Origin of the sequence: Streptomyces sp. NPDC088810, from assembly GCF_044750305.1 — a bacterium.
In the GTDB taxonomy this organism is placed as follows: domain Bacteria; phylum Actinomycetota; class Actinomycetes; order Streptomycetales; family Streptomycetaceae; genus Streptomyces.
This window is the reverse complement of sequence record NZ_JBIVJQ010000002.1, coordinates 489,434-503,429: the sequence shown is the minus strand read 5'-3', so window position 1 is coordinate 503,429 and position 13,996 is coordinate 489,434. Positions and strand designations below refer to the sequence as shown.

Here is a 13,996-nt window from a genome sequence, read left to right as displayed (position 1 = left end):
GGGCAGGATGGCGATCGTGGGGAAGGAAGCGACGAGACCGGGGTATCAGCACAGCGCGGAGGGGCGACTGGAGAGGATGCCGCGGGAGGTGACGAGAGGTGGACCGACTCGACCGTCGTCAGCACGCACTCGACATGATCGACTGGATGCTGGAGACCGCCTCCCTGCGCGAGTTCCTCCAGCACCTGATCGACGATGCGGTCGGTGTCACCGGCGTGGACGGCTGCGGCGTCACACTGCAGCGGCGTCAACGGCCGCTGACCGTGGTGAGCACCGGGGGAGTGGCGGACAAGCTGGACGAGAAGCAGTACGGCCAGGACGACGGGCCCTGTCTGCAGGCCCTGCGCACCGGCGAGGCCGTCCACGTGCCCGACGTCCTGGAGGAGACCCGGTGGGGCTCCTATCCCCGCTTCGCGGCCGGCCTGGGCGTCCGCTCCTCGCTGTCCCTGCCGATCCCGGCGCGCACCCACACAGCCGGGGCGCTGAACTTCTACGCCACCGGCCCCGACGCCTTCTCCGAGGGCGACCGGCAGACGCTGGCCCTGATCGCCGCGCAGGCCGGCGGTGGTATCGCGCTGGCGCAGCGACTGGCCGACGCGGAGGAGTTCACCCGCGACCTGCAGACGGCGCTCACGTCCCGCAGCGTCATCGACCAGGCCATCGGGAGCGTCATGCAGCAACAGCACTGCACCGCCGAAGAGGCGTTCGACCTGCTGCGCCGGCTGTCCCAGCAGACCAACCTCAAACTCCGTGACGTCTGCACGCGCCTGCTGACCGGCATCGCCGGCCGCCCGCCCACCGAGCAGCCGCCCCTGCGGCCCCGCCCCTGACACGCCCTGCTCGTGCACCAGCTGTTCGAGAGCAAGGACGAACTGCCGGCCCGAGCCTGGAGCGACGCGCTTCCGCCTTCGTGTCCGGGCTTCCGCGCACCCCGGAGCGCGGGAAGACCCCGCCGGCAGGGTGGTGCTCCGCTGCAGGATGGTGTCCGGTTCTCGCCAGTCCGAGGTAAATGCCTGGACTGAGTAACTCTGCGGAGGGGAGACTGCCGACTTCCGAACCTCCGGGAGTGTGATGGGGACAACAGAGACGCGAGGACCGACACCGGGCAGGAGCGCGGTCGTTCTGGCACTACGCCGCTACGGCCGGGAACTGCTGCGACTACGACTGCTGGCCCTGCCCGCGCTGCTGTTGCCGGCCGTGGGCAACATCGGCATCCGCTACATCGCCCCCCTGCTGATCGCCAAACTGGCAGGACAGGCCGCCGGCGACGGCGGTCTCACCCTCGGTTCGGCGCTGCCGTACGTGCTGGGCTTCGGCGTGACGCTGCTGCTCGCCGAGGCCGTGTGGCGGGTCGGACAGCACTGCCTGAACCGCGTGGACGCCCTCGGTATGGAACACCTGTACGTGAGCGGCATGGACGAACTCCTGGCCAAGGACGCGGCGTTCTTCCACGACAACTTCGCCGGCTCCCTGACCAAACGGGTGCTCAGCTACGGCAAGCGCTTCGAGGACTTCGTCGACACGGTGACGTACCGGATCGTGGGCAGTCTCGTCCCTCTGCTGTTCGGTTCCGTGGTGCTGTGGAGCTACGAACCGATGCTCGTCGCCGGCCTCCTTGTGATGATCGGGCTGACCGTGGTGGCCGCGACGCCTCTGATCCGCCGTCGGCAGCGGCTCGTCAACGACCGTGAGGCGGCGATCGCCCGGGTCTCCGGCCACGTCGCCGACAGCCTCATGAACATGGAGACCATCCGGGCGTTCGCGGCGGAGCGGCGGGAGGCCGACGAACACCGCAGCCGTGTCGCGGAGTCCCGGCGCCTGACGCTGAGGTCGTGGGACTACGGCAATCTGCGCGTCGACACCCTGGTCGCCCCCATGTCCGTGCTGACCAACGTGCTGGGCCTGCTGGTCGCCATCGCCTTCGGCGGCTCGGGGCAGGGAGTCGAGGAGATCGTCGTCAGCTTCACCTACTACTCCAACGCCACCCAGATCATGTTCGAGTTCAACCAGATCTACCGGCGTCTGGAAAGCTCGATGACCGAGGCCGCGCAGTTCACGGAGCTGCTGCTGGATCCGCCCACCGTGCTCGACCCGGCGACACCGGAACCGCTCGCACCGCGCGGCACGGGCATCCGCTTCGAGGCGGTGACCTTCGCCCACACCGGTGCGAAGCCGATTTTCCAGGGCCTCGACCTGGACGTGCCCGCCGGCGCCCGGATCGGTCTGGTCGGCAGGTCCGGCGGCGGCAAGACCACGCTCACCCGGCTCCTGCTGCGGATGTCGGACCTCGACGACGGACGCATCCTGATCGGCGGCCAGGACATCAGCCGGCTGCGCCAGACCGACCTGCGCTCACTGATGGCCTACGTCCCGCAGGAACCCGCCATGTTCCACCGCAGCCTGCGGGACAACATCGCCTTCGCCCGGCCCGGCGCCACCGACGAGGAGATCCACGCGGCGGCCGCGGCCGCGCACGTCACCGAGTTCGCCGACCAGCTCCCCGACGGCTTCGCCACTCTGGTGGGGGAGCGGGGGGTCAAACTCTCGGGCGGCCAGCGCCAGCGCGTCGCCCTCGCCAGGGCCATCCTGCGCGACGCCCCGATCCTGCTGCTCGACGAGGCGACCAGCGCGCTGGACTCGGAGAGCGAACTCCTCGTCCAGGACGCCCTGTGGCGGCTGATGGACGGACGCACGGCCCTCGTGGTCGCCCACCGCCTGAGCACCGTCGCCGGCATGGACCGTCTCGTCGTCCTCGACCGCGGAACCGTCGTCGAGCAGGGCACCCACGAGGAACTGCTCGCGGCGGACGGCGCCTACGCCAGGCTGTGGCAGCACCAGTCGGGCGGCTTCCTCGGCGAGAGCACCGACTCGGCCCTCGGACGCCCGGTCCCGCAAGCCGGCCTGGACGGCCTGCCCGGACCGGCCGACACACCACCGGACGGAGGCCGCAGGCCGTCGTCGCCCGCCGGTACGAGCACCGGGTCCCCGTGATGAGGGGCAGGACCCGACGGGAACAGATTCGGGACCGGGGTACCCCCTCCTCGCTCCTCCGGCCGCACAGCGCATTGCGCGTGGCTCACCGCTGCCCCGAAACGTTCCGGTCCTGCTCGGGCAACTGCTGTTCCGTCCAGATGGTCTTGCCGTGCGGGGTGTAGCGCGTGCCCCAGCGCTTGGCCAGCTGAGCGACGAGGAACAGGCCGCGGCCGCCCTCGTCGGAGGAGTGGGCGCGTCTCATCCGCGGGGAGGTGTTGCTGCCGTCGGACACCTCGCAGATGAGGCTGCGATCGTGGATCAGCCGGAGGGTCACGGGACCGTGGGCGTGCCTGATCGCGTTGGTGACCAGCTCACTTATGATCAATTCCGTGGTGAACGCGATGTCCTGCAGGTTCCAGCGGGTGAGCTGCGCCATCACGTCACTGCGGGTCTGCGCGACCGCGGAGGGAGCCGACGGGATGTCCCACGCGGCGACCCGGTCGCAGTCCACGCCGCGGGTCCGCACTGCCAGAAACGCCACGTCGTCCCGGGGGCGGTCGGGCAGCACGGTACGGATCATCGTGTCGCAGATCTCCTCCAGCGGCCGGTCCGGGTGGGCCAGCGCGAAGCACAACCGCTCCATCCCGGTGTCCACGTCCTGGTCGGAAGCCTCGATGAGCCCGTCGGTGAACAGGGCGATGACACTCCCCTCCTCCACGTCGAACTCGGCCGACTCGAAGGGGAAGCCGCCCAGCCCGAGGGGCGGCCCGGGCGGCACGTCGAGGATCTCGACGGGGGCACTCAGATGTGCCAGAGCCGGACTGGGATGGCCGGCGCGAGCGACGCAGAGCTTGCGCGAGATCGGGTCGTACACGGCGTAGACGCAGGTCGCTCCGATGACGGCCAGACCGTCCGAAGCCATCTCCGCCTCGTAGGCGAGGCGCAGGACCAGGTCGTCGACATGGGCCAGCAGTTCCTCCGGCGACAGGTCCATGTCGGCGAGTGTCTGCACCGCGGCGCGCAGGCGCCCCATACTCGCAGCCGCGTGCAGGCCGTGTCCCACCACATCCCCCACCACCAGCGCGACGCGTGCCCCGGAGAGGGGGATGACGTCGAACCAGTCTCCGCCCACCCCGGCCTGGGTGTCGGCGGGAAGATAGCGGTAGGCGACCTCGACGGCAGTGAGGTCCGGCAGCACCTGAGGAAGCAGGCTGGTCTGGAGCGCGAGCGCCGCGTTGTGCTCACGGGCGAAGCGCCGGGCGTTGTCGACACACACGGCCGCGCGGGCAGCCAGCTCCTCGACGAGCAACTGGTCGTCCTCGTCGAAGGCGTCCGGATGCTCCCACCGCAGAAGCGTGATCACCCCAGCGGTGACTCCCCGCGCCCGCAGGGGCACGACCATGTGGGAGTGCACACCGATGCGGACCAGCGTCTCCCGCCGGAGCGGATCCACGGCGAGCCAGTCCGTCGACGCGGAGACGACCGCGTCGCGAACGGTCCGGCCGGTGGCCAGGCAGCGGCTCTGCGGCGACTGCGGGGGATACCGGGCGGGCAGGCCGACCTCGACCACCACCTCGGGATGGTCGGCACGGACCGACAGATGGGCGGCGCGGTAGAGCGTGCCGTGAACTTTTCCGGAACCGGCGGGGATGTCGTCGGCCGGCCCCGCTCCGTCGAGCAGATCCACCGCCGCGAAGTCGGCGACCTGGGGCACCAGGACCTCCGTCAGTTCCCCGACCGTACGCTCCAGATCGAGGGTGGTGCCGATGCGCTCGCCGGCCTCGTTCAGCAGCACCAGCCGCCGGCGCCTCTGGTCGCGGTCCGTGAAGTCGACGACCACCTGGCAGACGCCCAGGGGCGTACCGGTCCGAGCCCGCAACGGGAGGGACATACGCACTCTGAGCGGCTGCTCCATGATCGACTGACCGGGGGTGCCGGGCGGGGGAGCCAAGTGCTCCACGGACGAGACCACCTCTCCGACCGCCAGCGCCTGGCCGGCCTGTCGCTCGCCGGCGTGCGGTGCCGTCGGCCGCACTGCCGGAGCGGAGCGGGGCGAACCGTCCATGGCGGCCAGAGCCTCGTTGCGCCACTCGCACCGCAGGTCGGTGTCGAACAGGGCGACTCCGACCGGAGAGCTGATCAGGAGCCCGCGCAGTGCTGCCTGGCCCAGTTCCCACCGGTGCAGCGCCGCGGCAGAGCACAGGGCCAGGAGCCAGCCGCCGCCCCCCTCCGGTGCCGGCAGCGCACGCAGCCGCAGCCCCAGTTCGACCTGGTGGCCGTCATGGTGGCCCGCCCAGATCCGGCCCTCCCAGTGGTCGGCCGTCAGCCGTCCCTCGACCATGGCCACGAGCGCGTCCGGCCCCTGGAAGACGGCTGACAGCGGCTTCCCGGCCACGTCCGACGGAGCATGACCGAGCAGGAGCTCGGCCTCCCGGCTCCAGCTCTCGATCAGGCCGGCCGCGTCGACCGTCACGAGCGCGGCGGTCCTGAGATCGAAGGGATCCGACATGCCGTCGCCGCTCCGCAAGCCGAACGTGCTCATCGACCGGTCCCCTCTGCTGGCGGGCCCCACCCCTCAGATTCTCACACCGAGGGCCAGGGCGGACCTCCGGTGGCGGCGCCCGTTGCGCGGGGCCCGTGAAGACGGAAGCGGCGGGCATCCGCGCGCCCCGTTCCGGCCGAACCGCAGAACGGCACCAGAGCGTCAGGTGCCGCCTGCCTGATGGCCTGGGTGAAAGCCATCAGACGATCACGACACGTGATCTCCGTGCCGGGTACGGCTTTCCCCGGTGCTCCGTCGGGTGGGTGCGGCTCAGTCCCGTCGTCCCGCACCGTGCAGCAGCGTGTCGACGATACGCGTGGCCAGCGCGTCCGGATTCTGTGCGTCCGGGTCTTCGTGGGCGCCGGGCCCGTGCAGGGCCTCGCCGATGAGGGCGTAGTAGACCCGCCGTGTCCACTCCAGATCTGCCGCGGGATCGAGGAGTCCCTCACGCTGGGCTCGGGCGAGAAAGGCGAGAGACCGGGCGTTGATCTCGGTCCAGACATCCTTGGCGACATCGTTGTGCGCCAAGGGGTTGCCGAGCGTGAACCGCCAGGCGCCCTTGACCCGCAGCGTGTTCGCGGTAGCGCGGTGCAGCGCGACCAGCGGGGGAGCAGTGTCCAGGTGGGCGTCGTCGATGGCGTCGGTGAGCTGCTGCTTCGCGGAAGCGGCCAGTGCCTCGATGAGGGCCTGCCGGTTCGCGAACCGCCGGTGCACCGTCGTCCTGGCCAGGCCCGCAGCCTCGGCGATCTGCTCCATCGTCGCGCCGGGATCCTCGGCCAGCACCCTCTCGGCCGCCTCCAGAATCGCGCGCACGCTGCGTTCGGCATCCGCCCGCAGAGCTCGCCCCATGGGGTCTCCCTTCCCGTCGTCGACTCCCGCTCACCAAAGAAGATACTCCTGAGCTGCACCTTCTCAGTAAACCGCAACAGTGAAGTTGCGGATAAGAAGAGAACGGATACCCTCGAGATGCGGTTATCGCCAGGGTGCCGACAGAAGGCGCGAGATGACCAGGCGCCGCGAAAGCCGCAATTCGCTATGAACATGATCAAGATCTCAGGAGCCCATGATGGCCACGAAACGACCTGTAGCACTCGTGACAGGCGCGTCCTCCGGCATCGGAGAGGCCGCTGCCCTCGCCCTCGTCGAAGCGGGTTTCGACGTGATCGGAACCAGCCGGAACACCGCGAAGGTCGCCCCGCGCGACGGCGTGACCTTCCTCGACCTCGACGTGAGCAGTGACGCCTCGGTTGCCACGCTGGTCCAGCAAGTCATCGATCGGTTCGGCCGCATCGACGTCCTGGTCAACAACGCCGGCATCGGCTCGTCGGGCGCCACCGAGGAAAGCTCCCTGGCGCAGCACCAGCACGTCTTCGACATCAACGTCTTCGGTGTCATCCGCATGACGAAGGCCGTCCTGCCCCACATGCGCGCCCAGGGCCGTGGCCGCATCATCAACCTGTCGTCGATCTACGGGTTCATCCCCCAGCCCTACATGGCCGCCTACATCGCGTCCAAGCACGCGGTCGAGGGATATTCCGAGTCCGTGGACCACGAGGTCCGTGAGCACGGCGTGCGGGTCCTGCTCGTCGAGCCCGGCGGGACCAACACCGCGTTCGAGGGCAACCTCGTGCAGCCCGACACGCCGCTGCCGGTGTACGCGAAACAGCGGCGCATCGTCGACCAGGTGGTCGCCGAGGCGGTCACGGGCGGCGACGCCCCCGCCGTCGTCGCGCAGGCCATCGTCACGGCGGCCACCGCACGCAAGCCGCGGCTGCGCTCCACAGCCGGCCCGCTCGCCCGGCGCCTCAGCCTGCTGCGCCGCGCGGTTCCCGCCCGGGTCTTCGACCAGCAGATCCGCAAGTTCAACAAGCTGGCCGGCTGACACCCGCCGCAGCCCCCATTCGGAGCGGATCACACTCCGACCGAGATTCCGTGAAGCCCCGGCGAGGTGATGCATCCGCGGGCGCCGTGCGCCACCCGGGTCTCCCCGGGAGCCCGGACGCCCGGAGCAAGCACCGCCGCAGGAGGAGGTCCAGCGCATGCCCAATCCGCAGCAACCTGAACCACGGCGCAACAACAAGGGTGCGGCGACGCCCGAGGACAGCCGCCAGTTGCAGGCAGGCCAGGCGGGCGGCGGCGCGAGCGGCCACCCGCAGGAGCGGCCGGCGGAGTGCGTCCCCGGCGGAGTGCCTGTGGTCACCGACACCCCGCTCGCCAGGCCGGCCAGCGCCGCCGCGACCGTGATGCCGGAGATGACCACGGTGCGTCCGGCCGGGGCGATGGTGCGCCCGATCGCCGTTTCGCCGGTGTAGCCGGCCTCCAGTTCCTCGCGGTAGCGGCTCACGATCAGCAGGCCGTAGTCGATGGCGACCGCGAGACCCGAGCGAGCCGCCGGAGCTCGCGGTCGCCGACTGCTACGAGCGCTGCGCTGCGGGCGTTGGTGACGGGGTGGCGGGACCGTGAGGAGCCGGCCTCGGGGCTCGTGGCCCCCTGGCGGGGGCGGTCCGCGACTCGGGCCCGCAGCTCGGGCTTGCATGCGGAAACCGATCGGTTTACGGTGGTGAAACTGATCGGTTTCTCGCGGTGCAGTGGGCGAGTTCCGGACCCGAGTCACGAGGAGCATCGGATGACTGCCGCGCGCGACGCCGAGGGGCAACCGTCGAGTCCCAGGCTTCCGGCGAAGCTGGCCGCCCACCCGTCGGTACAGGCCGTACTTGCCCGGCGCAGGGCCGGTGACGCGGTGCGCCCACCGGCGGTGATCGACGCGGCCTGGCTGCGCGAGCTGTGCCTGGCGGCCGGGGCGGACGACGCGGCCGCGGTGAGCCTGGACCACCCCGACCTGGCCGGTGAGCGCGAGTACGCGCTGGCCGCGCTGCCCGGCACCCGCACCCTGATCGCGATGGCGGTCCGGATGAACCGCGACAACTGCCGCTCCCCGGCTCGCAGTGTGGCCAACCAGGAGTTCCACCAGACCGACGAGCAGGCCAATCATGCCGCGCGCAGCGTCACCCAGGCCCTCCAGGACGCCGGCTACCGCGCGCTCAATCCGTCGGTCGGCTTCCCTCAGGAGATGGACCGCTTCCCCAGCGAGCGGATCTGGGTGGTGGCGCACAAGACGGTCGCGGTGGCCGCCGGGCTCGGCGTGATGGGCCTGCACCGCAACGTCATCCACCCGAAGTTCGGCAGCTTCCTCCTGCTGGTCACCGTCCTGGTGGACGCGGAGGTGAGCGAGTACGGGCAGGCGCTGGAGTACAACCCCTGTATCGACTGCAAGTTGTGCGTCGCCGCCTGCCCGGTCGGCGCCATCGCCAAGGACGGCGCCTTCGACGCGCTGGCCTGCACCACGCACAACTACCGCGAGTTCATGAGCGGGTTCACCGACTGGGCGCAGACCGTGGCCGACAGCGAGGACGCCGCCGACTACCGCTCCCGGGTCACCGATTCCGAGAGCGCCTCCATGTGGCAGAGCCTGTCCTCACCACCCGGCTACAAGTCCGGCTACTGCCTTGCCGTCTGCCCCGCCGGCGAAGACGTCCTGGGCTCCTACCTGGACGACCGCAGGACGTTCATGGACACCGTGCTGCGACCACTCCAGGACAAGAAGGAAACGCTCTACGTCCTGCCGGGCTCACACGCACAGGAGTACGCCCGGCGCCGATTCCCCCACAAGCCCGTCAAGGAAGTCACCGGCGGCTGGCAACCCCCGGCGAAGCGTTCCGCGCCCACCGATCGAGAGACACGTACGTCATGAGTGGCACTCCCCCCTTCCGCGTCCTGCGCGCCAAACCTCTGTGGATGACCAACGGCGTCATCACAGGCGTACTGGCGCTCCTGTTTGCCGTGTTCTACGTCGGCGCCAACATCGATCCGGCCGGTCACCTGAGCAAGCTGCCGGTCGGTCTGGTCAACGCCGACAAGGGAACCGCCGTCGGCGGCAAGCAGGTCAACCTGGGCGCCCAGATCACCGGCTCGATCAGGCAGTCCACCGCGGGAGGGGACAAGATCGACTGGAAGGTGATGGACGAGCAGGAGATGAAGGAGGAACTCGGCAAGGGCAAGCTGTTCGGCGCGCTCGTCGTGCCTGACGGCTTCACCTCCTCCACCATCGCGCTGACCGACGCCACGGCCACCGGGACCCCGGCCCGTCCGACGCTGACGGTGCTCACCAACCAGTCGGCCGGCAGCGTGGGCTCCGGCCTGGCCCGGACGGCGACGACGCGAGCGGCCGAGAACGCCTCGCTCCAGGTGGGCAGGGAACTGACCGCGCAGACCGGCGCCCGGCAGGCGAAGCTGCCCGCCGCGGCACGCGTCCTGCTCGCCGACCCGGCCGCCGTCACCGTCGAGGACGGCCATCCGCTCGACTCGCACAGCGGCCTGGGCCTGACGGCGTTCTACTACGCCCTCGTCCTGGTGGTCTGCGGAATGCTCTCCGCCAACGTCATCAGCGGCCAGGTCGACCACGCCCTCGGCCACACCCACAACGACATGGGCCCACTGCGCCTGCACCGTCCCCTGATCCGGGCCACCCGGGTGCAGACCCTCGCCATCAGCGGCACCCTCATGGTGGGACTGTCCCTGCTGATGGGCACCTTGGCCATGGCAGGTGCGGTCGGCATCATGGGCATGGACGCCTCTCACCTGCCGCTCCTGTGGCTGTACTCGGTGTGCGCCGTCGCGGTCTGCGGGATCGGTGCGCTCACCCTTCTCGCGGTCTTCGGCACGCCCGGCATGCTGGTGGTCACGCTGGTCTTCATCGGAATGGCGGTGCCGACAGCCGGAGCCACCACCCCCCTCGAGGCGCTGCCCGGCTTCTACCGCTTCCTCGCCGAGTTCGAGCCCCTGCGGCAGATCACCGGTGGCATCCGCTCGATCCTCTACTACGACGCCCAGGGCGACGCAGGTCTGACCCGAGGCTGGGTCATGATGGCGGCCGGCCTCGTGGCGGCCGTACTGTTCGGCTTCGGCGTACTGGGGTGGTACGACCGCAAGGGGCTGCACCGCATCCCGGTGGAGACGACGCCCGAGAAGGCGGCGGTCGCCGCATAGCGAAAGCCGCGGCGGCGGCCTTTCCCTCAGGCCGCCGCCGAGCCTCCGCCAGGACGCCAAGCCGGAAACCGATCAGTTTTCATTCTGTCGGAATCGAGTTAACCTCGCAGGATGACCACCGAAGTGAAACAGAGCCCCAGGGAGCGGCTGCTGGAGGCGGCGGCCACACTCACCTACCGGGACGGCGTCGGCATCGGCGTCGAGGCGCTGTGCAGGGCGGCGGGAGTGTCGAAGCGCTCCATGTACCAGCTGTTCGAGAGCAAGGACGAACTCCTTGCGGCCAGTCTGGAGCGGCGCACTTCCGCCTACGTGGCAGGACTCCTCCCCGCGGCGGACGACGACCGTTCACCCCGGGAGCGGATCCTGCATGTCTTCGAGCAGGTGGAATCGCGGTCGGGCGCACCCGAGTTCTACGGCTGCCCCTTCCTGGCCGCGCAGATCGAGCTCAAGGACCAGAGCCACCCCGCGAGCCGGGTCGCCCATCGGGTCAAGGAGAACCTGACCGCCTTCTTCCGCGCCGAGGCCGAGCAGGGCGGAGCGAGCGATCCCGGCCTGCTGGCCCGGCAGCTCAGCCTGGTCTTCGACGGTGCCAGCGCCCGCGCGGGCATCGGAGCGGACACCCTGACGGGCCTCATCGCGCCCACGGTGATCACCCTGCTCGATGCGGCGGGCATGCGCTGACGCATCGCCCCTCCCGAACGCTGCCCTGCCGCCCGGCGTTCGGGGGAAGCCCCGTAGCCGCAAAGTTGTTGCCGAGCATGCCGCAGGCGAAGAAGCCCATACCGTCCTTCTCCCTGTCTGAGCCTGCGTGCGGAAACCGATCGGTTTACAGGTGCGGAAACCGTTCTCGAGGAGAGCGGGAACCCTGATGACGACGGATCGGCCGGTGGCACTCGGGACGGGTGCGTCATCCGGCATCGGGAAGGAAGCCGCGCTCGCACTGGTCGCAGCGGGTTTCGACGTGGTCGGCACAAGCCGCGACACCTCGCGTGTCACCCCGCTCGACGGTGTGACGTTCCTCGACCTCGACGTGGCCGACGACTCCTCGGTCGCCGCGGCGGTCCAGGAGGTGAGCGAGCGGTTCGGGCGGATCGGCGTCCTGGTCAACAACGCCGGCGCCGGCTCGATGGGCGCGGCGGAGGAAACCTCCGTCGAGCAGGCCCGGGCCGTCTTCGACACCAACGTCTTCGGGGTCATGCGCATGGTGACGCAGGTCCTGCCGTACATGCGCGCCCAGAAACGCGGACGCATCATCAACATCTCGTCCGTACTCGGGTTCATGCCCCAGCCGTACATGGCCGTCTACGCCGCCTCCAAGCACGCGATCGAGGGCTACTCCGAGTCCCTGGACCACGAGGTCCGGGGGCACGGCATCCGGTCGCTTCTCGTCCAACCCGCTTACACCAGGACCGGATTCGAGGCCAACAGCGCGAAGCCGGACATCCCCCTGCACGCCTACGCGAAGCAGCGGCAGACCGTGGACCGCGTCATGGCGGAGGCGATCAGCAACGGCGACGCCCCCGCTGTCGTCGCCAAGGCGATCGTCGCGGCGGCGACCGACGCCAGGCCGAAGCTGCGCTACACCGCCGGTCCCACGGCCGGACGCGTGCGCACACTGCGCCGTCTCGTTCCCGCCCGGGCCTTCGACAAGCAGATCCGCACGATCAACCGCCTGGCCGGCTGACCCGCAGGCTCACACGGAGACGGCCGCGCCAGGCCGGGGCGGAGGTCTGCAGCCCGGCGACTGCACAGTCGGTCGTTCGACGCCGGCGAGAGGTCCCGGCGCCTCTTCAGCGCTCCCTCAACGACTTCAAGAGTTTTATGTAGGCACTATTGAACCGAGCGCCTTTGTCCAGGTAGGCAGCCCCGACCATGGAGCCTTCCCGGAGGTACGCGACGAGCACTCCCTGGTCCAGTTGATCCAGATCTCCGCAGACGATCTCCATCGAATCCGACATCTTCGGGTTGCCGGCAATCTGGATACGCAGTCCGAGTACTTCCGTGGACATGCTGGGGAAGTATCCGATCCGGGAGGTCACCGAACCGTACCCCAAGGACGACGCCAGAGACCTGCCCGCAAGATCACCGGTATCGATCGCATTCTTCCAGAATTCCATGCGCGTAAGGTTCCCGGCCGTCCACGGGTCAGGGTAACGAGCAATATCCCCGGCCGCGAACACATTCTCCCACGGTGACACACGCATGTATTCATCGACGCGCACCCCGTCGGACAGATCCAGGCCGTTTCCATGCAGCCATTCCACATTGGGAACACTTCCGATCGCCTCGATGAAAAGGGATCGATCGGATGGGGGCTCCGGATCCGACGGTTTCACATCACAGAGCAGTTCCCTTGCGGAATCGCCCGTCAGAAACGTGATGCCATGCTGAACGAGCCAGCGGCCAAGCGCCATCGAAACACGCTCACCCAGGATGTTCTCGAATGGCCCGCGGCGCAGCGCTTCCAGCATGAGGACTTCACAGCCGTACTCTTTGGCCAGCGAAGCAAGCTCACAAGCAACGAAACCAGCGCCTACGATCGTGACCTTTTCGCTTGCTTGGAGCCGGTGGTGGATGTATCGCGCATCGCCCAGACCACGCAGGGTTCGATGCGTATGGAGCTCGCACTCCCCGTTGCCCCACACCGAGGTACGCGGGCGTACACCCGCAGCGATCACCAGACCGTCGTACTCGAATGTTTCACCTGTACTCAGATGCAGAACCCTGTCGCGCAGGTCCGCAGTCTCGACTCTGGTGCCGAGGCGCCAGGTCAGAGCGTCGTTCTCGACTCCATTCACCTTCACATCCTCGGCGATCGCCATTTCGAGGGCATCCGACAAGGGATACCGCTTCTTCGTCAGACCCGGCCGATTATAGGTGCGGTGAGTCTCGTCTCCGAAGACAACGATCCTGGCGTCGACCTTGCATTTGAGTATCGCGTTGGCCGCTCGTAGTCCGGCTATACCGGAGCCGACTATGCCGATAAGCGGCCGCCTATCAGCCACCGGCGGCGTCACGATTTCAGGAAGATCGCTTGCAGAGGGCAAGAGTCGACAGCGTCCTCGATATCGCTGATGTTCTCTTCATCGAACGCTTCCTGGTATTGAAGCTCCCCATTGGCGTCGAGCTCGAAGTTGGTCGGGGCCGAGATCGCGCACTGCCCGTGGTTCTGGCACTTGACCCTGTCGACAAAAATCTTCATGGTCCCTGGTCTTCCATCGCTCGTCCCTTTCGCCGGTCCGTTCTCCGGCGATCACGACCCTACGAGCCTCCGCGCGACGAAGGAAGAAGTGACGGGTGGCCTGAACCGGTCCTGACCTGTTCAGGCCCGTAGTGGGCGGTCCATGGGCCGGGTCGGCGCAGCCGGCGCTCCGCGCTGGGTTTCTTCAACCGGCGGCTGGGCACACGATGTTGACCTTGGAGGGTGTGCGGGAT

12 protein-coding genes and 1 pseudogene are annotated in these 13,996 nt (G+C 69.0%); 8 read left to right on the top strand and 5 right to left on the bottom strand.

Annotated elements, in window-relative coordinates; translation table 11 throughout:
- The first annotated feature begins 134 nt into the window (after positions 1-134).
- Together ACIP4Y_RS08930 and ACIP4Y_RS08925 are read left to right on the top strand one after the other, a co-directional pair.
- The gene (locus ACIP4Y_RS08930) at positions 135-830 is read left to right on the top strand and encodes a GAF and ANTAR domain-containing protein (RefSeq protein WP_401390647.1); all 696 of its coding nucleotides are present in this window, start codon (positions 135-137) and stop codon (positions 828-830) included.
- A 241-nt stretch (positions 831-1,071) separates the two neighbouring features.
- Positions 1,072-2,991 carry an ABC transporter ATP-binding protein gene (locus tag ACIP4Y_RS08925; protein ID WP_401389712.1) on the top strand — a complete coding sequence of 640 codons (1,920 nt, stop codon included), beginning with the start codon at positions 1,072-1,074 and terminating at the stop codon, positions 2,989-2,991.
- A gap of 85 nt (positions 2,992-3,076) precedes the next feature.
- Here the strand turns inward: ACIP4Y_RS08925 and ACIP4Y_RS08920 are convergent, their stop codons facing one another.
- The gene (locus ACIP4Y_RS08920; protein WP_401389709.1) at positions 3,077-5,515 is read right to left on the bottom strand and encodes a SpoIIE family protein phosphatase; all 2,439 of its coding nucleotides are present in this window, start codon (positions 5,513-5,515) and stop codon (positions 3,077-3,079) included.
- 270 nt (positions 5,516-5,785) lie between these two features.
- Positions 5,786-6,364, bottom strand: coding sequence for a TetR/AcrR family transcriptional regulator (locus ACIP4Y_RS08915; protein WP_401389706.1), 579 nt, complete (start codon positions 6,362-6,364; stop codon positions 5,786-5,788).
- Between the two features lie 217 nt (positions 6,365-6,581).
- On the opposite strand from ACIP4Y_RS08915, the gene ACIP4Y_RS08910 reads away from it, so the two are divergent.
- Entirely contained in the window at positions 6,582-7,397 is an 816-nt protein-coding gene (locus ACIP4Y_RS08910; protein ID WP_401389703.1) for an oxidoreductase, read from the top strand.
- Between the two features lie 157 nt (positions 7,398-7,554).
- Positions 7,555-7,827 (top strand): hypothetical protein, encoded by a 273-nt coding sequence (locus tag ACIP4Y_RS08905; RefSeq protein ID WP_401389700.1) that lies wholly within the window; start codon positions 7,555-7,557, stop codon positions 7,825-7,827.
- Here ACIP4Y_RS08905 and ACIP4Y_RS08900 read toward each other — a convergent pair.
- Positions 7,788-8,051, bottom strand: a pseudogene (locus tag ACIP4Y_RS08900) (MMPL family transporter); the annotation flags it as partial. The gene ACIP4Y_RS08905 and the pseudogene ACIP4Y_RS08900 overlap by 40 nt on opposite strands.
- Positions 8,052-8,141: 90 nt before the next feature.
- Between ACIP4Y_RS08900 and ACIP4Y_RS08895 the strand changes: the two are divergent.
- From ACIP4Y_RS08895 to ACIP4Y_RS08880, 4 genes are all read left to right on the top strand, one after another.
- The gene (locus ACIP4Y_RS08895; protein ID WP_401389697.1) at positions 8,142-9,266 is read left to right on the top strand and encodes a 4Fe-4S binding protein; all 1,125 of its coding nucleotides are present in this window, start codon (positions 8,142-8,144) and stop codon (positions 9,264-9,266) included.
- Entirely contained in the window at positions 9,263-10,561 is a 1,299-nt protein-coding gene (locus ACIP4Y_RS08890) for an SNG1 family protein (protein ID WP_401389694.1), read from the top strand. Before ACIP4Y_RS08895 ends, ACIP4Y_RS08890 begins: the two co-directional genes overlap by 4 nt.
- Before the next feature lie 111 nt (positions 10,562-10,672).
- Positions 10,673-11,242 carry a TetR/AcrR family transcriptional regulator gene (locus ACIP4Y_RS08885; RefSeq protein WP_401389691.1) on the top strand — a complete coding sequence of 190 codons (570 nt, stop codon included), beginning with the start codon at positions 10,673-10,675 and terminating at the stop codon, positions 11,240-11,242.
- 187 nt (positions 11,243-11,429) lie between these two features.
- A complete protein-coding gene (locus tag ACIP4Y_RS08880) occupies positions 11,430-12,245 on the top strand; it encodes an oxidoreductase (RefSeq protein WP_401389688.1) in 816 nt (271 codons plus the stop codon).
- A gap of 106 nt (positions 12,246-12,351) precedes the next feature.
- Here the strand turns inward: ACIP4Y_RS08880 and ACIP4Y_RS08875 are convergent, their stop codons facing one another.
- Both ACIP4Y_RS08875 and ACIP4Y_RS08870 read right to left on the bottom strand, forming a co-directional pair.
- Positions 12,352-13,608 (bottom strand): NAD(P)/FAD-dependent oxidoreductase, encoded by a 1,257-nt coding sequence (locus ACIP4Y_RS08875; RefSeq protein WP_401389685.1) that lies wholly within the window; start codon positions 13,606-13,608, stop codon positions 12,352-12,354.
- Complete coding sequence (locus tag ACIP4Y_RS08870) at positions 13,575-13,763, bottom strand: ferredoxin (RefSeq protein WP_324919453.1); 189 nt, start codon at positions 13,761-13,763, stop codon at positions 13,575-13,577. Before ACIP4Y_RS08870 ends, ACIP4Y_RS08875 begins: the two co-directional genes overlap by 34 nt.
- Positions 13,764-13,996 lie beyond the last annotated feature (233 nt).